20 protein-coding genes are annotated in these 24,013 nt (G+C 76.5%); 8 read left to right on the forward strand and 12 right to left on the reverse strand.

From position 1 onward, the window contains the following. Positions 1–7 precede the first annotated feature (7 nt). The gene (locus NX801_RS15315) at positions 8–844 is read left to right on the forward strand and encodes an SAM-dependent methyltransferase (protein WP_258788258.1); all 837 of its coding nucleotides are present in this window, start codon (positions 8–10) and stop codon (positions 842–844) included. Between the two features lie 56 nt (positions 845–900). Here NX801_RS15315 and NX801_RS15320 read toward each other — a convergent pair whose 3' ends face one another. Both NX801_RS15320 and NX801_RS15325 read right to left on the reverse strand, forming a co-directional pair. Beyond that, positions 901–1,455, reverse strand: coding sequence for an ATP-binding protein (locus NX801_RS15320; RefSeq protein WP_258788259.1), 555 nt, complete (start codon positions 1,453–1,455; stop codon positions 901–903). A gap of 402 nt (positions 1,456–1,857) precedes the next feature. After that, the gene (locus tag NX801_RS15325) at positions 1,858–2,178 is read right to left on the reverse strand and encodes a hypothetical protein (RefSeq protein WP_258788260.1); all 321 of its coding nucleotides are present in this window, start codon (positions 2,176–2,178) and stop codon (positions 1,858–1,860) included. Between the two features lie 395 nt (positions 2,179–2,573). Between NX801_RS15325 and NX801_RS15330 the strand changes: the two genes are divergently transcribed. Then, positions 2,574–3,758 carry a PLP-dependent cysteine synthase family protein gene (locus NX801_RS15330; protein ID WP_428986147.1) on the forward strand — a complete coding sequence of 395 codons (1,185 nt, stop codon included), beginning with the start codon at positions 2,574–2,576 and terminating at the stop codon, positions 3,756–3,758. An 87-nt stretch (positions 3,759–3,845) separates the two neighbouring features. On the opposite strand, the gene NX801_RS15335 is transcribed toward NX801_RS15330, so the two are convergent. From NX801_RS15335 to NX801_RS15345, 3 genes are all read right to left on the reverse strand, one after another. After that, positions 3,846–4,328: an SRPBCC family protein gene (locus NX801_RS15335; protein ID WP_258788261.1), complete on the reverse strand. Its 483-nt coding sequence runs from the start codon at positions 4,326–4,328 to the stop codon at positions 3,846–3,848. Positions 4,329–4,591: 263 nt separating this feature from the next. Then, positions 4,592–5,041 carry an SRPBCC family protein gene (locus tag NX801_RS15340; protein ID WP_258788262.1) on the reverse strand — a complete coding sequence of 150 codons (450 nt, stop codon included), beginning with the start codon at positions 5,039–5,041 and terminating at the stop codon, positions 4,592–4,594. A 212-nt stretch (positions 5,042–5,253) separates the two neighbouring features. Next, positions 5,254–6,159, reverse strand: coding sequence for a DeoR/GlpR family DNA-binding transcription regulator (locus NX801_RS15345; RefSeq protein ID WP_258788263.1), 906 nt, complete (start codon positions 6,157–6,159; stop codon positions 5,254–5,256). 517 nt (positions 6,160–6,676) lie between these two features. On the opposite strand from NX801_RS15345, the gene NX801_RS15350 reads away from it, so the two are divergent. Continuing rightward, positions 6,677–9,118 (forward strand): hypothetical protein, encoded by a 2,442-nt coding sequence (locus NX801_RS15350; protein ID WP_309505843.1) that lies wholly within the window; start codon positions 6,677–6,679, stop codon positions 9,116–9,118. Here the strand turns inward: NX801_RS15350 and NX801_RS15355 are convergent. The 5 genes from NX801_RS15355 to NX801_RS15375 form a co-directional block, all read right to left on the reverse strand. Further along, the gene (locus NX801_RS15355) at positions 9,088–11,589 is read right to left on the reverse strand and encodes a right-handed parallel beta-helix repeat-containing protein (protein WP_258788264.1); all 2,502 of its coding nucleotides are present in this window, start codon (positions 11,587–11,589) and stop codon (positions 9,088–9,090) included. The two genes, NX801_RS15350 and NX801_RS15355, sit on opposite strands and share 31 nt — an antisense overlap. A 385-nt stretch (positions 11,590–11,974) precedes the next feature. Then, positions 11,975–12,601 (reverse strand): Rv1733c family protein, encoded by a 627-nt coding sequence (locus NX801_RS15360; protein WP_258788265.1) that lies wholly within the window; start codon positions 12,599–12,601, stop codon positions 11,975–11,977. A 326-nt stretch (positions 12,602–12,927) separates the two neighbouring features. Beyond that, on the reverse strand, positions 12,928–13,752 hold the full coding sequence (locus NX801_RS15365) for an MOSC domain-containing protein (protein ID WP_258788266.1): 825 nt from the start codon (positions 13,750–13,752) through the stop codon (positions 12,928–12,930). A gap of 75 nt (positions 13,753–13,827) precedes the next feature. Then, positions 13,828–14,283, reverse strand: coding sequence for a DUF6643 family protein (locus NX801_RS15370; RefSeq protein ID WP_258788267.1), 456 nt, complete (start codon positions 14,281–14,283; stop codon positions 13,828–13,830). Between the two features lie 622 nt (positions 14,284–14,905). Continuing rightward, positions 14,906–16,264: a glycosyltransferase gene (locus NX801_RS15375; protein ID WP_258788268.1), complete on the reverse strand. Its 1,359-nt coding sequence runs from the start codon at positions 16,262–16,264 to the stop codon at positions 14,906–14,908. A 58-nt stretch (positions 16,265–16,322) separates the two neighbouring features. Between NX801_RS15375 and NX801_RS15380 the strand changes: the two genes are divergently transcribed. The 4 genes from NX801_RS15380 to NX801_RS15395 all read left to right on the forward strand — a co-directional run bounded on the left by NX801_RS15380 (position 16,323) and on the right by NX801_RS15395 (position 21,660). Continuing rightward, entirely contained in the window at positions 16,323–17,111 is a 789-nt protein-coding gene (locus NX801_RS15380; protein ID WP_258788269.1) for a glutamate racemase, read from the forward strand. A 128-nt stretch (positions 17,112–17,239) separates the two neighbouring features. Further along, positions 17,240–17,806, forward strand: coding sequence for a hypothetical protein (locus NX801_RS15385; protein ID WP_258788270.1), 567 nt, complete (start codon positions 17,240–17,242; stop codon positions 17,804–17,806). 204 nt (positions 17,807–18,010) lie between these two features. Continuing rightward, the gene (gene lnt, locus NX801_RS15390; RefSeq protein WP_428986148.1) at positions 18,011–19,672 is read left to right on the forward strand and encodes an apolipoprotein N-acyltransferase; all 1,662 of its coding nucleotides are present in this window, start codon (positions 18,011–18,013) and stop codon (positions 19,670–19,672) included. A 131-nt stretch (positions 19,673–19,803) separates the two neighbouring features. Next, on the forward strand, positions 19,804–21,660 hold the full coding sequence (locus NX801_RS15395) for a protein kinase domain-containing protein (protein ID WP_258788271.1): 1,857 nt from the start codon (positions 19,804–19,806) through the stop codon (positions 21,658–21,660). 311 nt (positions 21,661–21,971) lie between these two features. Here the strand turns inward: NX801_RS15395 and NX801_RS15400 are convergent, their stop codons facing one another. After that, on the reverse strand, positions 21,972–22,289 hold the full coding sequence (locus tag NX801_RS15400; RefSeq protein WP_258788272.1) for a hypothetical protein: 318 nt from the start codon (positions 22,287–22,289) through the stop codon (positions 21,972–21,974). A 781-nt stretch (positions 22,290–23,070) separates the two neighbouring features. Beyond that, entirely contained in the window at positions 23,071–23,487 is a 417-nt protein-coding gene (locus tag NX801_RS15405) for a CBS domain-containing protein (RefSeq protein WP_258788273.1), read from the reverse strand. 213 nt (positions 23,488–23,700) lie between these two features. On the opposite strand from NX801_RS15405, the gene NX801_RS15410 reads away from it, so the two are divergent. Beyond that, on the forward strand, positions 23,701–23,991 hold the full coding sequence (locus tag NX801_RS15410; RefSeq protein WP_258788274.1) for a hypothetical protein: 291 nt from the start codon (positions 23,701–23,703) through the stop codon (positions 23,989–23,991). The last annotated feature ends 22 nt before the right edge of the window (positions 23,992–24,013 follow it).

Genomic DNA, 24,013 nt, shown 5'->3' on the forward strand with positions numbered 1-24,013 from the left:
GCCGCCCATGACCGACAACCACGCCTCCGGTGGACCCGGCGCACCCGCCGCCCCCGCCCCGTACGAGCCCGCCGCCCCCGGCGGTGAGCACGGGCCACCCCGGCTCACCGGCCTGGCCTTCCACGGACCGCTCTCCGAGGCCCGCGCCGGGCGGCTGGTGGCGCGGCTGGCGGCGGGCCGGCCCGCCACCGTGCTGGACATCGGCTGCGGCTGGGGCGAACTGCTGCTCAGGCTTCTCGCCGCGCTGCCCGGGGCCACCGGGACCGGGCTCGACATCGATGCCGAGGACCTGGCCCGGGGCCGGCGGCTGGCCCGGGAGCGGGGGCTGGCGGAGCGGGTCGCCTTCGCCCGGGAGAGCGCCCTGCGCACCGCGCGCGGCCCTGCCGACCTGGTGCTCTGCCTCGGTGCCGGACAGGCCCTCCGCGACCCGGACCGCCCCTACGACCTGGCGGAAGTACTCCGGGAGCTGCGCCGGCTGGTGGTGCCGGGCGGCCGGGTCCTGCTCGGTGAGGGCTTCTGGCAGCGCGCCCCGACCCCGGCCGAGCTCGCGGCCATGTGGCCGGGCGCCCGGGCGGACGACCATCCGTCGCTCGGCGGCCTCGTGGAGCGGGCCGTCACGGCGGGCTTCCGGCCGGTCCGGATCGAGACGGCGAACGAGGACGAGTGGGAGGAGTTCGAGTCGGGCTACCGGGAGGACACGGAGAGCTGGCTCGCCGCGCATCCCGGCCACCCCTCGGCCGCCGGGATCGGGCAGCGCGTCGACCGGCAGCGTGCGAGCTGGCTCGACGGTTACCGGGGTGTCCTCGGGATCGCCTATCTGACCCTGGCACCCGTCCGGGAATGACGCCCGGGGCCGGCGGCGCGCGGGGGGTGCCAGCGCGCGGGGACGCCGGAGCCGGGTCAGCCCACCACCGCGGACCGGGCGGCGGCGGTGTCGCGCACCGGATCGGCCGTGCCCAGCACGTCTTCCATCCCGAAGGGCACCGGATCGGTGAACGGGCCGCTGGTGGCCGCCCCGTAGACCGGCAGGGGTGGCACGGGCAGGGGAGTGGCGGCGGGGGCGGGCAGGGTGAACCAGACGATCTTGCCGCCCGCCTTCCCACCGGGCCGGGCGCCCCAGCTCTCGCTCACCGCCTCGATCAGGGCGAGCCCGCGCCCCGAAGTGGCCAGCGGATCCGAGAGGTTGACCTCCGGCAGCCGGGGATCGTGGTCATGGACCGAGACCGTCAGCCGGTCGAGCAGCAGCTCGATCTCGACGGTGCACACCTTGTCCGGCTGGGCGTGGCGGTGGACGTTGGTCAGCAGCTCGGTGACACCGAGCGCCGCCTTTTCGATCAGCGGATCGAGGTGCCAGTAGCGCAGCTGCGCAGAAACGATTCTGCGGACCTGGCCGATCCGTGACGGCAGGGCCTGGAGCTCCACCGTGCACTGCCTGTTGCTTGCCTGGCTGATCACAGCTGCGACTCCCCGAAGTGAGGTCCGGAAGAAGACGGAGGATCGTATCCAGCAGAGGGCCGGCCCGGCGGGCTGGGTCTCAGCGTCACCGCCGGTGCACCGTGAGTGATGTCCGTCCAGCGTGGACCGTGGGTGAACTCTTCGCAACTCGCGGCGCACCGGCCCCGGTGGTTTTCGGGCGACCGGTCGCCCGGCCGTTGTGGCATTGGATGCCGTACAAGGTGCTCCGGTACGGCGACCCCCGGCACGCCCGAGCCGCCGGGCACACCGAGTCACCGGGCACGCCCGGGGCACCGCTGTCCGTACGGCGGACCCGCGATACCCGGCGGAACCGCCGGGTGGGGAGCACCCGCCCGGTACGCGGGCCGCTCCGGGGCCGCCGGGCGGCCGGCCGGCGGCCGGTCAGCCGCGGCTGCCGCCGGCCCGGCGCACCGCGTCCAGGAACCGGCCGGCCAGCGCCGGGCCGTCCGGCCGACGGCGGCCGTCCCGGCCCATGGTGAGCCGGTAACGGGTGCCGTTGAGCGCCACCGTGGCGTCCTCGCGCGTGCCGAACCACGGCCGGCCGGCCCGGACGGCCCGTACCGGCGCACTGTCGATCACCCGCCCATAGCTGGTGAGCAGCGCCAGTTTGCCGTCCTGGATCAGCACTTCGCCCGCCCTGGTCAGCGAACGCGGCCACCGCTCGATCCGTACGCCCGTGGCACTGAACTCCGGCTCGCTCATGGCTCTCCCCGCTCGTACGCACACCGATGAAGGCCCGGAAAGGTCCACGGGCCCCGCCGGCCGGGGAGCCGACGGCACGGGATGCCGGGACGGACCGGCGCTCGGGACTTCCCGGGAATACGCCCCGCCGGTCAGTCTGCCCCGCCCGGCGCCAGGGCGCCAGACCGCCTCGGAATCCTCCCCTCCAAGCCGTTGCTATGGCCGGTCAAAGTCATCGTTTGCGCAGGTGGGAGGGGTATGTTCGGCGGTGGGAGCCGAGTGGCGCACGAGGCGGGACGCCCGGGAGGTCGCCGGAAAATCACCGGGACATCGCCGGGTGGTCGCCGGAAGCCGCCGGAAGGCGCGGGAAATTGCTGGAAACCGCTGGAAACCGCTGGAATCGAGGAGTGGCGCGGATGAACCCCATGGCGAGTGGCGCGGGCAGCGCGAGCGACGGAAGACACGGGGCGGCCGGAGGCGGGGGCGCGGCCGTCGCGGCCCCGGCCCGGACACTGGACGTGGACCGCAGCGACCCGGAGTACCGGACCTGGCTCAAGGAGGCCGTCCGCAAGGTGCAGGCGGACGCCAACCGGTCCGCCGACACCCATCTGCTGCGCTTTCCGCTGCCCGAGCGGTGGGGCATCGACCTCTACCTCAAGGACGAGTCCACCCACCCCACCGGCAGCCTCAAGCACCGGCTCGCCCGGTCGCTCTTCCTGTACGGGCTCTGCAACGGCTGGATCCGACCCGGCCGCCCGGTCATCGAGGCGTCCAGCGGCTCCACCGCCGTCTCGGAGGCGTACTTCGCCGGGCTGATCGGCGTGCCGTTCATCGCCGTCATGCCCCGGACCACCAGCGCCGAGAAGATCCGGCTCATCGAGTTCCACGGCGGCCGGTGCCACTTCACGGACGACCCGCGCGCGATGTACGAGGAGGCCGCCGCGCTCGCCGTCGCCACCGGCGGCCACTACATGGACCAGTTCACCTACGCCGAGCGGGCCACCGACTGGCGCGGCAACAACAACATCGCGGAGTCGATCTACCACCAGCTGCGGCTGGAGCGCTTCCCGGAGCCCGCCTGGATCGTCGCCACCGCCGGCACCGGGGGCACCTCCGCGACCATCGCCCGCTATGTCCACTACATGCAGTACGACACCCGGATCTGTGTGCCCGACCCGGAGAACTCCTGCTTCTTCGAGGGCTGGACCACCGACGACCCGGCGGTCACCGGCGACCGGGGCTCCCGGATCGAGGGCATCGGCCGGCCCCGGATGGAACCGAGCTTCCTGCCCTGCGCCGTCGACCGGATGATGAAGGTGCCTGACGCGGCCACCGTCGCCGCCGTACGCGCCCTGGAGGACGCCATCGGCCGGAAGGCCGGCGGCTCCACCGGCACCGGGCTCTGGAGCGCGCTGCGGATCGTCGCGGAGATGGTCGCGGAGGGCCGTACCGGCAGCGTCGTGACCCTCATCTGCGACCCGGGCGACCGCTATCTGGACAAGTACTACTCGGACGCCTGGCTGGCCGCCGAGGGCCTGGACATCGGACCGTACCGGGCCGCCATCGACACCTTCCTGGCCACCGGCAGCTGGCCGGAGTGAGCCTGCCGGGGCTCCCGGGCGGGCCAGGGCTCCAGGGCGGGCCCGGTGGCGGCCCGGCGGTGCGGCGGCACGAGGGCCCGCCCGGGCTCAGGGCTGGGGGGCCGCGCCGAGTCTCCGGTCCAGATTCCGCATCGCCTCGCGGAACGAGCGCCCCACCCCGGCCCGCCGGACCCGCATCACCAGCCGGAACGGCCCCGGCCCGTCCAGCGCCATGGTCCAGCGGACCCGGGTGCCCACCGGGTCGGGGCTCAGCCGCCACTCCTCCAGCATCGCCGTCATCCCGGCGGCGTTGGTCTCCTCGACCCGGTACGCGTACCGCTCCCCGGCCTCGGCCGCGAGGACCCGTTCGTGGAACACCACCCCGCCGCGCAGCCGTACCGAGCGGCCCGCCCCGCCCGCGATGGGCCGGGCGGCGGTGACGGCGGTGAACCAGCGGGGGGTGTCGGCGACTTCCTCGGCCAGCGCCCGGTAGACCGCCCGGGGTGGCGCGGCCACCAGCGCGGTGTGGACCAGCCGGACGGGTGCGGTGCCGAGGAAGTCGAGCTGTACGGGGCGGAGCCGACGTGCCATGGGACCGTACCTCCGTCGGGGAGCGTGGGTCGCGCGGGGCCCTACACCCTATCCGGCGCACCGGCCGCTGTCCGCCCCTTTCCCCCCGCCCGGGCCCGCACCGGCCGTGCCTGCCCGTCCCGGACCCGATTCGGGCCCGTCTCCGCCCGTCCCGGACCCGATTCGGGTCCATGCCCTTCGTTCCGGGCCTGCTTCGGGCCCGTCTCCCCACCCGTCTCCGTCCGTCTCCGCGCCGGCGGGCGGGGGGCGGCGGAGACGGCCCGTCAGCGCCGTCCCGCGCCGGCCAGCAGTCCGTCCACCACCCGGCCGAACGCCAGCCGGGCGCCCCACGCCAGCAGCGGGTCGCAGAATCGGGGGAGGCCCCGCACCCGGGCCTCCTCGGTCCAGCTCACCCGGGTGGCGCCGTGCTCCGCGCGCACCTCGATCTCCGCCCAGCCGGTGATCCGCCGGCCCCGCTTCTCCAGCCGGCAGCGGCCCCCGGGGCGGCCGTCCGCCGGGGACTCCCAGCGGACCACCTCCATCGGGTCGTCGAAGCCCAGCGGACCGGCCCCGGTACGGGCGGTGAAGAGGGTGCCGGCCCGGCTCGGGCCCGGCGTGACCACCCGCACCCGGGTCAGCGGCATCAGGGCCCCGTGGGCGGACCAGTCGGTGAGCCGCCGCCATGCCTCGGCGACGGGGAGTTCGGTGCGGCGGTCGACGCGGAAGAGGCTCACCCGGCGATCGTAGGACGGGTCCGCCCATCCCCGCGCGCCCGGCCGCGCCCCCCCACTCCCGCGCGCCCGACCGCGCCCCCCCACTCCCGCGCGCCCGACCGCGCCCCCCACTCCCGCGTGGCCGGCCGGGCCCCCGCGCCCCGCGCAGCCGTCGGCCGCCCCGGCCCGCACCCGCACCGGCCCGCGAGGCGCGCGGGAGCCCGCCGGTCCGGTCAGCCCGCGTCCGGCTCCGGCTCCGCGGGCCCCGCGGCGCCCGCGGGGTCTCCGGCCACCACCAGGCCGGGCAGATGCTCGGCCATCTCGGCCCGCAGCGCGTCGGAGAGGCCCGCGTCCGTGACCAGGGTGTCCACCTCGTCCAGCCGGGCGAACGAACTCAGCCCCACCGTGCCCCACTTGGTGTGGTCCGCGACCACCACCACCCGGCGCGCCGACCGCATCAGCCGCCGATTGGTCTCCGCCTCGGCCAGATTGGGCGTGGAGAGCCCGGCCTCCACCGAGATGCCGTGCACCCCCAGGAACAGCACATCGAAGTGGAGCGAGCGGATCGCCTGGTCGGCCACCGGGCCCACCAGCGCGTCCGAGGGCGTCCGCACCCCGCCGGTCAGCACCACCACCGGCGCCCCCGACCGCGTTTCAGCTCCGGAAGCGGACGCGGAACCGGATCCGCTCCCCGGACCGGCACCCGGGCCCGGCCGGCCCGCCGTGTGGAACACATCGGCCACCCGCACCGAGTTGGTGACCACCGTCAGCCCGGGCACGTCCACCAGCAGCCGCGCCAGCGCGTAGGTCGTCGTCCCGCCCGACAGCGCCACGGCGCAGCCCGGCGTGGCCAGCGGCGCCGCCGCCCGGGCGATCTGCTCCTTGGCGCCCGGTTCCAGCGCCGACTTGGCCTCGAAGCCCGGCTCATGGGCGCTCGCCTCGGTCACCGGCACCGCTCCGCCGTGCACCTTGGCCAGCACGCCCTGCCGCGCCAGGGTGTCCAGATCCCGGCGCACGGTCATGTCGGAGACATTGAGCCGCCGGGTCAGCTCGTTGACCCGTACGCCGCCGCGCCGCCGCACCTCGTCCAGGATCAGGGCGCGCCGCTGCTCCGCGAGCAGATTCTGATGGTCGCTCACCGCAGGGGTCGGTCCTTCCGTGTTCACGCGTACCGGCGGCGTCCCGTACCGCCGCTCCGGCGCCGGTCCGTGCCGGGGCCGGGCCCGGCGCTGTCCGTGCTCCCCGCCGCCGGGCCGGGTGCTCATCCTGCCACGCGCTTCACTTCGGGGGAGGACGGGGAGATTACGTGAGGGTGCCGCCGCCGGTCCGGCCCACCGGTGATCCTGGCCTCCCACCGCCGTTCCGCCGCGCCCCCGGCCGTACCCCCGTACCGCACCGCCCGTCCCGCAGCACCTCCGCCGTACCGCATCACCGTCCCGCAGCGCCCCCGCCGTACCGCACCGCAGGAAGCGAGCCACCGACGTGCCCCCTGCCTCCCCGGCGTCCCCCTCCCCGGCAACGCCCTCCCCGGCGTGCGGGCCCCCGCCCTCCGCCACCCCCGGCCCGGCCCCCGCGTCCGGCCCGGCCGCCGGGCACAGCCCCGGCGCCGCGCTCGAACTGCTGGTCCACGGGGTCGGCGGGGCGACCCCGCAGGACATGCTGGACGACCCCCGCACCGTACGGGTCAGCGGCGACGAGACGGCCGCGATGCACCGGCGTACCGAGGACCGGAACGCCGAGAAGCACCCGGAGCGGTTCCGCGACGGCCCGGTCCAGGAGGCGTACTGCTGGTCCGGCCTCACCTCGGGCAACGGCACCCGCGCCCTCTGGCTGCTGCTCCTGCCGTTCATGGTGGTCAACCTGGCCCACTGGATGCGGCCGCCCACCGAGGGCCGGCGCCGGACCGTACGGCTCTACGGCACCCTGGTCCGGCTCCTCGCGCTCAGCCTGACCGTGCTGCTCACCGCCTCCGTCTGCGAGGTGGCGCTGGACCTGACGGCCTGGCAGTGCGCCGGCTCGGCGGCCTGCGCCGGGCGGCGCTCCTGGCTCGGCTTCCTCGCCGCCGACCAGGGCGGCTGGTGGTCCCAGCCCGGCCGCCGGCTCGCCCTGGCCGCCCTGGTGCCCACCCTCCTGGTCTGGCTGCTCTGGTACCTCTCCAACCGCACCTGGAGCGCGTACGAGGCCCAGCGGCCGCCGCGCGGTGAGCGCGAGGGCCCGCCCGCCGGGGCCGGCCGTCCGCCGCTGGGGCGGCCCGGCTTCTGGTACGGCCGCCGGCTGGTCGCCCGGCTGCGTGCCGCGCACACCGCGGCCGGCTTCCTCACCGTGGCCGCCGCCGTCGGCGGCTCGGCGGCCCGCCACGACCGGCTCGCCCGCCCCGGCACCGGCTGGGCCGCGCTCGGCTGGCTGGTGGAGGCGCTGCTGTTCGCCGGCGCGGTGTTCACCACCTGGGTGGTCTGCCGCCGGGGCCGCAGTGAGCAGCGGCTCGACAACGGGCTGGACCGGGCCGTGGTGACCTGGCTGCCCGCCGCGGCTCTGGCCCTGCTCGCCCTCACCACCGGCTACGCCGCCTGGTCCCGGCCCGGCTGGCGGTCCTCCGGCACCCTGCCCGGGGACGCCACCTTCGGGATCATCGCCGTCGCCCAGGGCGGGCTGGTGCTGGCGCTCGGCCTGGTGGCGCTGCGGCTGTACCGGTCCGCCCCGCACGCCCGCACCGCGCTGTACGGACTCGGCGGCCCCGCCGTCGCGATGCTCGCCTGCGCCCTCGGCGGGGTGATGGCCGGCGGGGTGGCCCAGCGGGTCGCGGACTGGCTCGACGGGGCCGCCACCCCGGGCATGGGCGGGGGGCCGATCGCCGGCCCGCCGGTGATCCTCAGCTGGCAGGCGTCGGTCATCCCGGTGCTGCTGATCCTGCTGCTGGCGCCGGCCGCCTTCCTCACCGCCCGCACCGCCCGGCGGTCCCGGGCCCTGGCCCCCGTGGTGGAGTCGGACTACCCGGGGGAGGAGCCGGACCGGGTGCGCACCCGGCGGATCGCCTCCGCCCGGGCCCGGGCCGCGCTCACCGACACCGCGCCCGTCCTGGTCGGCCTGGTCTCCGCTGCCACCCTGCTGCTCGGCGCGGGCGCGGTCGCCGGGGCGCTGCTGAGCGGCACCGTCCCCGGCAAGGCGTTCACCGGCCGGCCGGCCTTCGTGTCGGGCGCCGCCCAGGCGGCCCAGGCGCTCGGCTCCTGGCTGATCGGCTTCGGTTTCATACTGTTCGTCACCTGGGGCCGCCGGGCCTACAAGGACGCCTCCGCCCGGCGCACCATCGGCATCCTCTGGGACGTCGGCACCTTCTGGCCGCGCGCCGCCCATCCGTTCGCCCCGCCCTGCTACGCCGAGCGCGCCGTCCCCGACCTCGCCTGGCGGATGTCCTCCTGGACCGGCCGCACCGGCGGGCGGCTGGTCATCTCCGGTCACTCCCAGGGCAGTGTGCTCGCCGCCGCGGCCGTCTGGCAGCTGCCCGAGGGCACCCGCCGCCGGGTGGCGCTGCTGACCTACGGCTCCCCGCTGGAGCGGCTGTACGGGCGCTGGTTCCCCGCCTACTTCGGGCCGGGGCCGCTCGGGGCGCTCCACCGGGAGCTGCACTGCTGGCGCAACCTCTGGCGCCGTACCGACCCCATCGGCGGCCCGGTCCAGCTGCCCGCCGAGGCGCACAAGCCTGAGGTGGACCACCGGGCGCTGCGGGACCCGGTGGTCTACGGCCGCACCCATGACCATCCGCTGCCCGAACCGATCCTGGGCCACTCCGACTACCAGGCCGACCCGGTCTTCGCCAAGGAGCGGGCCGTCCTGCTGGACCGGCTGCCGCCCGCCCTCCCGCTGCCCGCCCCGCGCACCGCCGCCTCCCCCGGGGACCCCGTACCGGCGGAGGTCGCCGTGTCCACGACCGGTGCCACGCCGGCCGGCCGGCCGGACCCACCGGACCGCCCGGCCGGGACCGCGCGTCCGCCGCACCGCCCGGCCGGGGGCGCGCCGGCTGCCGGGGCCGCTCCGGCCGGAGATCCGGGCGACCCGGCCCCGGCTCCGGATCAGGGCAGCGCGGGCAGGTCGTCCGGGTAGAGCAGGGTCAGGTCGTCGGTGCTCACCTCGGTGAGCCCGGCGACCCGGCCCGCGTGCCGCTCCACCATCGCCTCGAAGGTCTGCCGGGCGGTACGGCCGTTGCCGAAGGCCGGGCCCCTCGGGACCGCCGCGAAGTACGCCAGCAGCGCGTCGGCGGTGCCCTCGCCCAGCCGGTACTCGTGCTCCTCGGCCTGCTGCTCCACGATCCGCAGCAGTTCCCCGGCCGCGTAGTCCCCGAAGGTGATGGTGCGGGAGAAGCGGGAGGCCACACCCGGGTTGACGGTGAGGAACCGGGCCATCTCGTCGGTGTACCCGGCGACGATCACCACCACCGCCTCCCGGTGGTCCTCCATCAGCTTCACCAGGGTGTCGATCGCCTCGCGCCCGAAGTCGCGCCCGGAGTCCTCGGGCGAGAGCGCGTACGCCTCGTCGACGAAGAGCACCCCGCCGCGCGCCCGCTCGAACGCCTCCTGGGTCCGGATCGCGGTGGAGCCGATGTGCTCGCCCACCAGATCGACCCGGGAGACCTCCACCAGATGCCCGCGCTCCAGCACCCCGAGGGCGGCCAGGATCTCGCCGTAGAGCCGGGCCACGGTGGTCTTGCCGGTGCCCGGCGACCCGGTGAAGACCAGATGCCGGCGGACCGAGGCCGCCTTCAGCCCGGCCTCCTGCCGCTTCCGCCCGACCTCGATCATGTTGATCAGCGAACGGACCTCGCGCTTGACGCTCTCCAGACCCACCAGCGCGTCGAGTTCGCCCAGGACGTCCCCGGCCTCCCGCACCGGCCGTCCGGGCGCCGCCCCGGGTGCCGGGGACGGACCCGGCGCGGGCACGGTGGCGCCGGCCGGGGCGCCCGGGGCGGGCCGGTCCCGCGCGTCGCCCGGCGGCCCGCCCGGACCGGTGGCCCCCGGGGCACCGGGTGCTCCCGGCAGCACCGCCGCGCCCGGCACTCGCGCCGGCGCGGTGGCCGTGGCCGCCGGGCCGACCGCCGTACCGGTGGCGAGCGCGCTCTCGTCGCCCGCGCACTCCTCGCGCACCGGCCCGTCGGTGCCCAGCTCGTACCCGCCGCGCGCGCACCGCTCGGTCCGGCACCGCCGCAGCGTCGTGCGGCAGCCGTCCATGACATGGAAGCCGTAGCCGCCGCTGCCGGAGACCCGGCAGCCGGTGAAGGTGCCCCGGCCCTCGGCGGAGACGTACACCCCGGCCTCGGCGGGCCCGCTGATGGTGCAGCGCTCCACCACCGGGTCGGCGCCCTTGGTGACGATCACCCCGGTCTGCACGGCGTCGATGACACAGCCGGCCAGGGTGCCGCCGCTGCCGTGGTCGCGGAACCAGGCGCCGGTGGACGCCTCCCGGATGCGGCAGTCGTCCAGCTGGGCGACGGCCCCGTCGCTCACCGAGACGGCGGTGTTCCGCACCTGGGTCAGATCGCTGTCCACCACGTCCACCCGGGAGCCCCGGTCCAGCACGAAGAGGGCGTCCGGCACCTCCCGCACCCGGCAGGAGTCGAGCACCGCCGTCGCCCCATCGCTGACCCAGACGGCCGGGTAGTCGCCCGTACTGTCGTGGATCTCGCACTGGTTGGCGTCCACCCGGGTGCCCGGGTCCCACACCGAGAGCCCGTTGCGGCCGAACCGGCGCACCGCCGAGCGGGTCAGCGTCAGCACCGAACGGGAGCGCAGATCCACCGCGTTCTCCGGGACGTCGTGGATGTCGCAGTCGGAGAGGGTGAGCACCGCGTCGGTGTCCAGGGTGACGCCATCGGCCGACGTGCGGTGCACCACCGAGTCGGTGAGGTGCGCCGAGGCGCGCCCGGAGACCTGGAGGCCGCTGCCCCGGATCTCGTACACCTCGCAGCCCAGCGCCTCCAGACCGCTGCCCTCGCCGGTCACCGAGATGCCCGCCCCGGAGGTGTGGTGCACCCGGCAGCGCTCCAGGCGCGGGTGCCCGCCGCCGCGTACCGAGACCCCGGACTGGCCCGCCGCGACCACCTCGCACTCCTCGAACACCCCACCGGCGCCGTCCAGTACGGCGATTCCGACGCCGGCCGGGTTGTCCACGGTGCACCGCCGCACGGTGGGCCGGGCGGCGCCCCGGACCTCGAGACCGGACGCCGAACGGGTCGTCACGCGCAGGTCCAGCAGCTCCGGGGTGCCGTCCTCGATCAGCAGCGCGGGCGCCGTCGGGTCCTGGCCCTCCAGTTGAAGGGCCTGAACGGTCGCCGAGGCGCGCAGGGTGAGCGGCACCCCGTCGGCCGGGGCGATCCGCACCGAGCCGGGCGCGCCGTCCGGGCCGCGCAGGGTGACGGCCCGCCGGAGCACCAGGTTCTCCCGGTACGTGCCGGGCGCCACGGTGAGGACGTCGCCGTCCCCGGCGGCCTCCAGGGCGGCGGCGAGGGAGGCGTACTCGCCCGTGCGGCGCCGCCACCGCGATGTGCCGGTGTGCGTCACCTGGACCGTGCCCTGTGCCATGGTGCTCTGCTGCCCCCCACTTCGTGCTGTGTCCACTGCCCCGTGCCGCGCCCGCCACGAGCCGCGCTCCGTGCGGCGCGGTACCGGATACGGCATCCGGAGCGCGCACGCGAGACCCGAGGCCCGAACCGCGAACCGCGAGACGCCAGATACGGAGCGCGGACGCGAAACGCGAAACGCGAACGACACGGGACGCGGAGCACGGAACGATCGCCCCACCGTAGCGCGCGGCCGGGCGGCCGGGTGACCGGTCCGGCCGTCCGCCCGGGGCGCCGGGCGGGCCGCCCCCGGAACCGGCCGACCGCGCCCGCGAGCCGGTCCGGGCTTGCCCGCCACCGCGTGGTGACCACCGGTCAACTCCCCGTGGCGGTGAGCCCGCCGGGGCTCAGCCGCCGGCGTCGGCCCGGCCCCAGTCCGGGCCCACCGCAGCCCAGGCGCGGTCCAGCCGCACGTACCGGCGCCGGTGCAGCCGCCAGACCACCAGCCGGCGGACCCCCTCCACCAGGCCCGCCGCCGCCAGCGCCGCGCCGGTGCCGGCCAGCACCGCGTGCTCCCGGGCCGTCCCCGCGGTCAGCGGCCGGCCCGTCGGGCGGCCCGCCGGATCGGTCCAGATCCGGAAGGTGTCGCCGGGGTGGGAGGTCGGCCGCGCGGTGGTCAGCGCCCCGGTGCGGGCCTTGCCGTCCGGGGCCTTCCAGCGCGCCAGCACCGTCTTGCGGACCTGCTGTTCGACCGGGGCGCCCTGGGCGCGGCCCCCGCCGGCCGGTACCGCCTTCGTCCCGGCGGGCGCCGGGCCCAGCACCCGGGCGGTGGTGGCATGGCGCTGCTCCTGCTGGAGCCGGGCCGACCGCTGGAGTGCGGCGTCGGTGCGCGCCCCGGCGGCCCACCCCAGGGCCGGTACGGCGACGACGAGCAGCAGCAGCAGGGCGGCCAGGGCCACCCACGCCTCCGTGAGATCGGTGGACCTGCGCAGGGAGTTGTGACGCCAGCGCCAGAGACCGGCGACTGCCCGCACGGACCCCACCCCCTTTCCGTGTGCGGCACCGTGCGTACGGGCGTACGGGACGGCCGGCGCGGGGGAGCAGCTGCGAGAACCGGAGAGCGCCGGAGTCCGCGGCCGGCACCGCACGACGGGGCGGCCGTACGGTCGCCCCGTGGCCCGGTCGTGAAGCCGTCCGGTCGTACGGAGAGGACCGTACGACGGGTCCGGAGCGCCACCGCTCGGCGCGGGCTCCGGACTCGGCGGGGTCCGTCTCCGGCCGCCTCCGGTGTGCTCCGGTTCCGGCGCGGTCCGGCTCCGGGCGCGCCTGCCGCCCCTCCGGGTGCCCGCCGTCCACGGGGCTATGCGAGGATCTCGACCGAGTCTCCCACCCGGAGCGTACCGGTGGTCTCGGGGACCAGATTCTGGCCGAAGATCATCTTTTTGCCGATCAGGCGGTGCCGGGCCAGGGTGCGCAGCGGCTCCTTCCCGCGCGCGGCGGTCCGCTGGTCGGTGGTGGTCACGACGCAGCGGGCACACGGCTTGGCGACCCGGAGGACCACCCCACCGACGGCGATCCGGGACCAGCCGTCCTCCTCCCACGCGCCGGTGCCGTCGATCACCGCGTTCGGCCGGAACCGGTCCATGGGGAGCGGACCTTCCTCGGGGTGGTCCCCGGCGGCGATCAGCGCGTTGAGGGCGTCCAGCGAGGCCGTGGTGGTGACCAGCAGGGGATAGCCGTCCGCGAGGCTCACGGTCTCGCCCGGCCGGGCGTACTCCGGGTCGATGGGCCGGCGGTGCGCCGGATCGTCCAGATGCACCAGGCGCACCGGCTCCCCGGTGAACTCGCTCAGCCAGTCGTCGGCCGCCTCGCCGGCGGGTACGACCTCGACCTTGGTGGTGAAGAGCACCGCCGGGAGGGTGCCGGCGGGTTCGGGCACGGCGACGGTGAGCGGGTCGCGTCCCGGCGCCGACAGCACGATCCCGCCGTCCTCCGCCGGCCGGGCGGAGGCCAGCGCCAGCCGGGGGTGCTGGCGCTGGGTCACGACCTTCGCCCCGGCGTCGATCAGCATCCAGCGGCGGTCTCCGGCCGGCCCCCAGGGCTCGACCCGGATCCGCTCGGGAGCGACGCCCCCGAGCGATTTGACCGGATGGATGTGCAGGGAGCGGAGGACGGCAGTGGGCATGACCTCATCCTGCCAGCCCCTCCCTCGCGGCAGGCCGGAAGGGCGGCGGGGGAGCGGCGTGGACGGACCGCCGGCTCAGTAGCCGCCGCCCTGGTACGGCCGGTACTGGCCGTCGTCGTACGGTGCCGGGCGCGGGGCCGCCGGGCGCATCGCCTCGTACCCGGCGGCCATCGGGCGCGGGTACTGCTGCGGCGGCTGCGGGGCCGGATAGCCGCGCGGGGCCGACACCTGCTGCGGGATGTACGGCGCGGGTGCCTGCTGGAGGGGCGCGGGCGCCGGCGCCTGCTGCTGCGGGTGGCCGTAGCCGTAGCCGCCGCCGTAGGACGGCGCGGCGGGGGCGGCCGGGAGGGCGGGCAGGGCCGCGGGGAGCGCCGGCAGATGGGTGGAGCCGGTGTCATACGCGGAGGGCACTCGGATCGGGGCGATCTGAGGCGTGCCCCGCTCCGCGACGAGGGAGTCGTAGATAGGGGTGTCCGGGAACGACGACGCGTTGTAGTACGCGCCGCCGTATGTGGCACGGGGGGAGGTCATGGCACATAAGTTAAGCCCACGATGTGCTCGTTGGGGTAGCCCGGTCGGACCCTTCTTTCGCGGGTGGTCCCCGGGGCCGGATCCCGGGTGCCCGCGAAACACGCGAAAACTTGGGGAAAACGGTCGCCCGGCGGTGCGGTGATCGCGCAAAGATCGAGCTGACGGGGGGTTACCCCGGGGTTCGGGAGGTCTCGGGGGAGTACCGGAAAGGGCCTCCGGAACGATAATTATTCGGTCCCCCGGACGGTCTTCCTCCCGGTCTTCGCCCCGGTCTTCCCGTCGCTCTTCCCGCCGGTCTTCCGTGTGACCTCCTGGTGCCCTTCCGGCCGCCCTTCGTCCGCTCTTCCCCGGGGCCTTCCGGGCGGACTCCGGCGGGCTTAGCGGTGCCGCCGGAGAAATCGATCATGTTCATGATGGAAAAGCCATTGTTCATCCTTCCCGGGCCACCCCGCCCGGCGCCCTCAACTCCCTTTCCCGGCGCCGGGGGACGGGCCGGAACCGGAGGCTCCGCGAGCCGCCGCCGGGCCCGGCGGCCGGCGCCCATCGGCCCCGGTGGGCCGACGGGCCGGTGGACCGGTGGACTTGTGGGCCGGTGGGCCGCCGCGTCTGTGGGCCGGTGGTCTCACCCCTCCGGGGCGGTGCTCGGCCGGGGGTAGGTGCGCCCCTTCCAGGCCGCGCCCCGGCCCCGGTGGTGTCGCACCGCCGAGTCCACCGTCATGGCGAGGTAGAGCAGCGCCGTGAACGGCAGCAGCGGGGCGAGCGGGAGCGGTTGCCGGTAGTACCGCAGCATCGGGAGGTACGTCCCCGCCATCACCGCCCAGACCACCGCCCCCAGCACCCCCGCGCCCGCCACCGGCCACCCGGCGGATCCGGCTCCGGCGACCAGGGCGAAGAGGGCCGCGCCCACCGCGACGGGCGGCGCCAGGTACACCACCGCGAGCCCCGCCACCGTACCCACCAATAGGGCCGGGCTGTGCCGCAGTTGGGCGTAGGCGCTGCGGGTCACCATCCGCCAGAGGTCCCCGAGGCGCGGACAGGGGCGCACGCTCTCCACCCGGTCGGCCAGTCCCAGCCACACCCGGCCCCCGGCCCGCCGTACCGCCCGCGCCAGCGCCACGTCGTCGATCACCGACTGCCGGATCGACTCCGGCACCCGCGCCCGGTCCACCAGGGCGGTACGGAGCAGGACGCAGCCGCCGGCCGCCGCGGCCGTGCCCCACCGCCCGGAGTTGACCCACCGGAACGGATAGAGCGTGCCGAAGAAGTAGACGAAGGCCGGCACCACCAGCCGCTCCCAGCCGGTGGCCACCCGCAGCCGGGCCATCTGCGACACCAGGTCGAACCCGCCCGTGGTGGCCGCCGCCACCAACTCCCGCAGGCTGCCTGGGGCGTGGGCGATGTCCGCGTCCGTCAGCAGCAGGAACTCTGGCCCCCGCCCGGCGCCCCCCGACTCCCGCCCGGTGGTCCCGGGTTCCCGTACGACGGCTTCCCTCCGCTGCCCGGCGGTCTCGGGCCGTCGCCCGGCGGCCGCGGGCTGTCGCCCGGCGTCGTGTCGCTCGGCGTCCTCCGGCTTCCGTCCGGCACCGTCCCGTGACCGGGCCAGCGCGATCCCGTGCCGTACCGCCCAGAGCTTGCCGGTCCAGCCCGGCTCCGGGGCGCCGGGTGACACCACCGTCAGCGGCAGCCCGCCGTGGTGTGCCGCCAGCGCCCGGGCCAGCTCGCCCGTGCCGTCCGTGCTGCCGTCGTCCACCAGCACGATCTCCGCCTCGCCCGGATACTCCTGCGCCAGCAGCGACGGCAGGCTCACCGGCAGCACCGCCGCCTCGTCCCGGGCCGGCACCACCACGGCCACCCGGGGCCAGCGCGGCGGATCCGCCCGGGGCGGCAGCCGCTGGTCCGTCCGCCAGAAGAAGCCGTGCCCGAACAGCAGCCAGAGCCAGGCAACCGCCGAGAAGAGGACGATCCACACAAGGGCGCTCATTCGCCGCAGTCTGCCCCACAACGGTGGGGGTACGAGGGCGGTCGGCTAGGGTGACCGGGTGAAGATCGCGCTCATGGACTCCGGAATCGGCCTGCTCGCGGCAGCCGCCGCGGTGCGCCGGCTGCGGCCGGACGCCGATCTGGTCCTCTCCTCCGACCCCGACGGGATGCCCTGGGGACCCCGTACCCCCGGTGACGTCACCGCCCACGCGCTCGCGGTGGCGCGCGCCGCCGCCGCCCACCGGCCCGACGCGCTGATCGTCGCCTGCAACACCGCCTCGGTCCACGCGCTCCCCGCGCTCCGCGCCGAACTGGAGCCGGACCTCCCGGTCGTCGGCACCGTCCCGGCGATCAAGCCCGCCGCCGCCGGTGGCGGCCCGGTCGCCATCTGGGCCACCCCCGCCACCACCGGCAGCCCCTATCAGCGGGGCCTGATCCGCGACTTCGCCGCCGGGGTCGCCGTCACCGAGGTGCCCTGCCCCGGCCTGGCCGACGCCGTCCAGCACGCCGACCCGGAGGCCGTCGACCGGGCCGTCGCGGCGGCCGCGGCGCTCACCCCGCCGGACGTACGGGCCGTCGTCCTCGGCTGCACCCACTACGAACTGGTCGCCGACGCCATCCGGACGGCGGTGCACCGCCCCGGCTCCCCGCCGCCGGTGCTGTACGGCTCCGCCGACGCCGTCGCCGCCCAGGCGCTGCGCCGGCTCGGTGCCCTCCCGCAGCCCGCCGCCACCCCCGGCACCGGACTGGCCGTGCTGCTCAGCGGCCGCGCCGCCGCCCTGCCGCCGGCCGCGCTCGGCTACGCCGAGGGCCGGAGCCTCGCCGGCCGGGCTGCCCCCGTCTCCTGACGCCCGCGCGGACCTCCATACATCTCCGTACGCCTTCGTACGCCTCTGACCGGCCGGCACGCCCGGGCCGTCACCCCTCATGACGTCTCGGGCGGCCGGGGACGCCGGGCCTGCCTACGCTGCTGGGCATGAGCGACCTCTCCCGGGTGCCCGACGGCCTCCACCCGGTACCGGACGTCTGGACCGGCCGGGCCACCAACCGCGCCCAGTGGCTGCTCGCCGCCGGGGGCCTCGGCTGTCTGGCCCTCGCCGGCCGGCTGGCCGCCGCCCAGCTCTGGAACGCCGCCGTCGCCGTACCGCTGCTGATGGCGGTGGTCGGACTGGGCGCCGCCGGGCTGCTCGTCCTCTTCGGGACCCTCGCCTTCGTCCATGTCGAGCTGACCGTGGACCGCCATGGCCTGGACGTCCGCTGCGGCCATCTGGGTCTGCCCCGCCGCCGCATCCCGCTGGCCGAGGTGGTGGACGTGGCGCACGCCGCCCTGGTCACGCCCCGCGCCTGGGGCGGCTGGGGCTACCGCTGGCGGCCCGGCCAGGGGATGGCGGTCGTCATCCGCCGGGGCGAGGGCCTGGTGCTGACCTTGCGCGAGGGCCGGATGCTCACCGTCACCGTGGACGACGCCGAGACCGCCGTCCGGATCCTCCGCCACCGGCTGCTCCGCCACCACGACCACCCGGCCCCCGGCCCGGGCGCCTGACCGGCGGAACCCGTGCCGGAGCGGAAGGCACACCGGAGCCGTACCCGAACGGAAGGCACACCGGAGCCGAGCCGTGCCGGTGGGGCGAGACACCGGAGGGGCGAGACACCGGAGGGGAGACGTACCGGAGGGGAGCGGCGCCGGAGCGCCGGGGGCCGGAAGACCGGAATCCGCCGTCCTCCGGGGCCGCCGTAGACTCCGCTCGTGAGCACCGCCATAGCCCCCGCCGATCGCCCCTCCGCCCCCGCCGGGCCGCCGCCCCGGTACGTCCGGCTGCTGCGCGGCGCGGTGCGGCCGGGGGCCGCCGTGCTCGCCGGGGTCCTGCTGTACCTCAGCTTCCCGCCCCGCCCGCTGTGGTGGCTGGCGCCGTTCGGCTTCGCCCTGCTCGGCGGGGCCCTGCACGGCCGGCGGCCGCGGGCCGGCTTCGGGCTCGGCTATCTGGCCGGGCTGGGCTTTCTGGCGCCGCTGCTGGTGTGGACGGGCGAGGAGGTCGGCCCGGTCCCGTGGCTGGCGCTGGTGGCCGCCGAGGCGCTCTTCGTCGGCGGCACCGGGCTGCTGGTGGCCGCCGTCTCCCGGCTGCCCGCCTGGCCGGTGTTCGCGGCGGCGGCCTGGGCGCTGGGCGAGGCGGCCCGCGCCCGGGTGCCGTTCGGCGGCTTCCCCTGGGGCAAGATCGCCTTCGGCCAGGCGGACGGCGTCTTCCTGCCGCTCGCCGCGGTCGGCGGGACACCCCTCCTCGGGTTCGCCGTGGCGCTCTGCGGCTTCGGCCTGTACGCGCTGTACGAGACCGTCCGCGCCGCCCGGGCGGGACGCGCGGCCCAGGCGGCACCCGGCGCCCCCGCCGTCCCGGGGTCCGGGACGGCGGGGGCGCCCACCGGACGCCTTCTCGCCACCGCCGTGGCGGCGGTCTCCGTCCTGGTCCCGCTCGCCGGCGCCCTCGCCGCCCGGCCGCTGGTCTCCGACGCCGCCGAGGACGGCACCGCCACCGTCGCCGCGATCCAGGGCAATGTGCCGCGCCTGGGACTCGACTTCAACGCCCAGCGCCGCGCCGTGCTGGACAACCACGCGCGCCGCACCGAGCGACTCGCCGCCGATGTCGCGGCCGGCAAGGAGCCCCGGCCGGACTTCGTGCTCTGGCCGGAGAACTCCTCCGACCTCGACCCCTACCTCAACAGCGACGCCCGGCTGGTCATCGACCGGGCGGTCCGGGCCATCGGCGTACCCACCGTGATCGGGACCGTGCTCGAACCGGAGAGCGGCCCGCTGCGCAACACCCTGATCGACTGGGAACCGGACCGGGGCCCGGTGGCCACCTACGACAAGCGCCATGTGCAGCCCTTCGGCGAGTACATCCCGCTCCGCCCGGTGGTGCGGCTCTTCAGCAAGGACGTGGACCGGGTGCGCCGGGACTTCGGCCCCGGCGACCGGGTCGGCGTCTTCGACCTCTCGGGCACCCGCGTCGGCCTCGCCACCTGCTACGAGGCCGCCTTCGACTGGGCCGTCCGGGACACCGTCACCCATGGCGCCCAGCTCATCGCCGTACCCAGCAACAACGCCACCTTCGGCCGCAGCGAGATGACCTACCAGCAACTGGCCATGTCCCGGGTCCGGGCCGTCGAGCACAGCAGGTCCGTGGTGGTGCCGGTCACCAGCGGGGTCAGCGCGATCATCCGGCCGGACGGCACGATCGTCCGGCAGACCAGGATGTTCACCCCCGACGCGCTCGTGGAGCGGGTGCCGCTGCGCACCTCGCGGACCCCGGCCACCCGCCTGGGCACCCTCCCCGAGGCCGCCCTGGTCGCGCTGGCTCTGGCCGGGGCCGGCCGGGCCGCCGCCGGAGCCGTGCGCCGCCGCCGGACGGCCGGCTGACCGGGGCGGCCCACCACCGGGCCGGGCGCGGACTCCCGGCCCGCCCCCACCACGCCGGCGCGGGTCGGCACGGTTCCCCGTGATCTCCCCGTGGTCACGGAGGGCGCCGTCACCTCATACGATGACCGGCCATGAGGATGAGTGAGGCCGACAGACCTCTGGTCGACGGGCGCTTCCAGCTGATGTCCCGGCTCGGCAGCGGCGGGATGGGCACCGTCTGGCGCGCCCGTGACACCGCCCTGGACCGCGAGGTCGCCCTCAAGGAGGTCCGCCCGCCGGATCCCGCCGCCGAGGAGGCCCGCCCCGGACTCACCGCCCAGCTCCGCGCCCGCGCGGTGCGTGAGGCCAGGGCACTGGCCCGGCTCTCCGACCCGCATGTGGTGACCATCCACCACATCGTGGAACCGCCGGACGGCTCGCCGCCCTGGATCGTCATGGAACTGGTCGAGGGCAGCTCGGTGTACGACCGGCTGGCCCATGGCCCGATGCCGGTGCCCGAGGTGATCCGGCTGGGCCGGGAGGTGCTCTCCGCCCTCCGCGCCGCCCACTCCGCGGGCATCCGGCACCGGGACGTCAAGCCGGCCAATGTGCTGCTCCGCGCCGGCGGGGGAGCCGTTCTCACCGACTTCGGCATCGCCGTCCTGGACGAGTCGACCTCGCGCCTCACCTCGACCGGCGATCTGATCGGGTCACCCGAGTTCATCGCTCCGGAGCGGGTGCGCGGCGAGGAGGGCAACCCGGCCTCCGACCTCTGGTCGCTCGGCATGCTGCTGTACGTGGCGGCCGAGGGCCATCATCCGCTGCGCCGCGCCACGAGCCTGGCCACCGTGGTCGCCGTCCTGGACGACCCGATCCCGCCGCCGGTCAGGTCCGGCGCCCTGGCCCCGGTCCTCGGCCGGCTGCTGGTACGCGACCCGGCCGCCCGGCCCGACGGGGCGGAGCTGGAACGGCTGCTCGCCGGGGCGGCGGCGGAGGAGACCGGCGGCCACCGCCCCGTACCGGGTCCCGGCGGGCACCCCTCCGCACCCGGGCCCGAGGACCACCGCCCGGTACCGGGTCCCGGCGGATACCGCCCGGCTCCCGGTGCCGGGTCCGTCGCCACCGCCCCGTCGGCCGGGTCCGGACCGGACGGCCGGGAGACGGCACCGGGACCGGTCCCGGCCCCGTACGGCTCGCACCCCGCCTACGGCTCCTCCGCCCCCACCTGGGCCCCGGGCGGTGGAACCGGCGCGGTCACGCCGCCGCACGGGGTGTTCGGGCCGCCGGCTCCCGCTGCCCGCTCGCGCCGTCCGCTGCTGCTCGGCCTCGCCTCGGCCGCCGTGGTCGCCGCGGCGGCCGTCGGCGCGCTGAACTGGTTCCCCGGGGACGGCCCGGACGGCCGCACCGGGGCCGGGGACCCCGGTACGGCGTCCGCCACCGGGGGAGTGCCCGGCGCCGGGCGCACCGGCTCCACCGGGCGGGCGACCGGTGGAGCCGGGAGCGGCACGGACGTGTCCGCCGGGGAGCGCCCGGGGCGTACCGCCGTCACCGGGAACACCCTGCTCACCCCCGCCAACGTCCGCACGGTGCTCCGGGCGTTCCGGGAGGCGAGCGGCAACACCCGGGTGAAGAGGGTGACGTTCTACCCGGAGTACGCGCTCGCCGAGATCCCGACCGCGCCGGGGGCCACGACGTACGACCGCTACGAGTTCCGCGACGGCGCCGCCCGGAAGACCGGCCCGGGCGGCACCATCGCCGCCGGCCAGGCGGCCGAGCAGCCGTTCGACCCCGCCGGACTGGCCTGGGACGAACTCCCCGGCCTGATGGGGCGCGGAGAGCGCGAGCTCAAGGTGGAGAACCCGACCACGCGGTACCTCCTCGTCGATCGCTGGACCTTCAACGACGACCGGCCCAGTTTGCGGTTCTACCTCTCCAACGCGTACCAGGCCAGTGGCTATCTGCTGGCGGACGGCGACGGCACCGTCGTCCGCGCCCATCCGGCCGGCTGACCGCGCGCCTGCCCGGCCGGCCGGCCGGACCGGGGCCCGGCCGGGGGCCCTGACCACGGTCGCCCCGCGCGTGGAGCTGGGCGAGGGCGGTCGGCCGGTCGTGTCCCGGCCGCCGCCGTTCCCGCTTCGGAACCGGAGGCGGTGCCTGCCGACGCCGGTGTCGACCAAGTCGTACTCTCCCCACCGCTCACCCGCCCCGGGCAGGCCGGAGCCGTAGCCGGTGCGGGCGGCGTGCGGTTCGACATGGGGCGCCCCGCGCTCGGCAGCCGGTGCTCCTGCGGCCGAGCACGGGGCCCGCTCCGCCGCGGAGGTCAGCTGGGGGTGACGCCCACCCGCCTCACGACGGCATTCAGGTCGCACCACGTCGTGGAGGTGCCACCCGACAGTGCCCGGTTGCCGAAGTGCGTGTAGATGTAGCCGGACTTGTCGCACTCGATGAACTCGGTGAAGGCGCCCCCGGTGCAGCGGATCGACGCGCCATGGTGACCCCCGCTACCGACCAGGTACTGCGGCGAGTCGCAGGCCAGGGCCGCCTGGCCCCGACCGGCCGCGGTGGCCGATCCGGTCATGCCGCCCAGGACCAGGGCCAGCGTGGACAACCCGGCAGCGCAGGCCGATGACATACGCATACATGTCTCCCTGTTGTGGGGACTCGCTGGAATTTCGCGTTCCGTGTGCATCGCGCGACCGGGCCGGCTGGAGGAGGAGTCTGCTCCCTCGGCTCCGGTCCGTCGCCCGTCGTGCGACACGAGTCGACCAGCTGCGGTTATTGACCACAAGAGATCCACCGAAAGGAAACAACCAACAGCGTTGTCCGGCATCGGGGACGCCCGCTGAACAACCGGGCCACGCACGAGAAGCGGCGGGTGGGCCCGTCTCGGCGCGGTCCGGGTGCATCGCCCGCGATCCGGGTGCCACCGCCCGCTCCGCTGCCGCCCCGGTCGGGGGCGTCTCCGTCCCGGCCCGGGACGAATCGCCCGGCCTGGGCCTGCTCGAACGGCGCTCGGTCCGCGGACGAGCCGGCACCGCCCCGCTCGCCTCACCGGCTGGGTGAGGACGAGGGGCCCGGAGCGTCGCGGAACTCCTGCCCGGCCGCACCTCTCCGCAGCTGACGCCTTTCCAGCGGATGTCCTCCGTGCGGGAGGTGAGTGCCCGTGGGGCGGGCCGGGCGGAGTCGGCCGCGGGGCACGGCGGTTTCAGGGGGCGTCGTAGGCCGCACCTGGGCTCGTACCGAGAGCTGGATGCGGCCGTGGCCCACCGGCTCGGCGCGGGCCCGCACACCGGTCCCGCCACGGGGACGGCTCCGGCGCCGGAAGCGCGGGTGCCCCCGGCCACCGGGGAGCGGTGGCCGGGGGCACGGTGCGGCCGGCGGGTCCGTCGGGGCCCGGGGCCGGCGGTGAGCCGCCGGGCTCAGTCCGAGGAGAGGGCCTCCAGAAGCTGTCCCGCCTGGGGGTCGGGGAGCGCCCGGGCCGCGTCGGCCAGCGCGACCATTCCGACCAGACTGCGTCCGTCGATCACCGGCAGCCGCCGCACCTTGTGCCGGGCCATGGTGTCGAACACCTCGTCCACGTCGTCGTCCGCCCCGATCGTCACCGCCTCGTCCTGGGCGAGGGTGCCGGTCTGGACGGTGGCGGGGTCGAGCCCACGGGCCAGCACCTTCACCACGATGTCCCGGTCCGTCACCACGCCCTGAAGGCGGTTGTTCTCCCCGCAGATCGGCAGGGCGCCGACGCCCAGCTCCGCCATCTTGCGGGCGGCGTCCAGCGCGGTATCGTGCGCGCCCACGCACTCCGCCCCGCCCGTCATGATCTCGCGTGCCTTCGTCACCACTCCTCCTCGTTCCCGGTTCCCGGTTCCCGTGCCGTACGCCCGCACGGGACGGCCGTACGGGTGCCCCGTCCGGCCGTCCCGACACGCGCCGCGCCCGGGCCCACGGGGCCCGGCCGTTCCGCCGCGGTGCGGGGGCGGAACGGCCGTGTGAGGCTGGGCGGGGCGTGGGGACGGGCGCCCGGCCCGTCCCGAGCGGCACCGGAGGCGGCCATGGACCAGCTGGGAGAGAAGCCCGAGGAGATCCGCGAACGGCTGGCGGAGGAACAGGCCCGCCGCGCCCGGTCCCGCCGGGGCGACGGACGCCGGGGAGACGGCCACCGGGGCGACCGGCCCGGCGACCGGGAGACCCCCACCGGCGGGCAGGAGGGCACCACCGATCGGCAGGGTCCCACCCGGGGGGACGCCACTCGGGCCCCGGGACCGGCCGGTGACCGGGACGGCCGGGGCGGCACCGGGCGGCCGGGGGCGGCGCGGACCCGGGGCGACGACCGGGAGGGCTGACGGCCCGGCCGGCGGGCCGGGT

Origin of the sequence: Streptomyces pyxinae (assembly GCF_024756275.1) — a bacterium.
GTDB lineage: Bacteria > Actinomycetota > Actinomycetes > Streptomycetales > Streptomycetaceae > Streptomyces > Streptomyces pyxinae.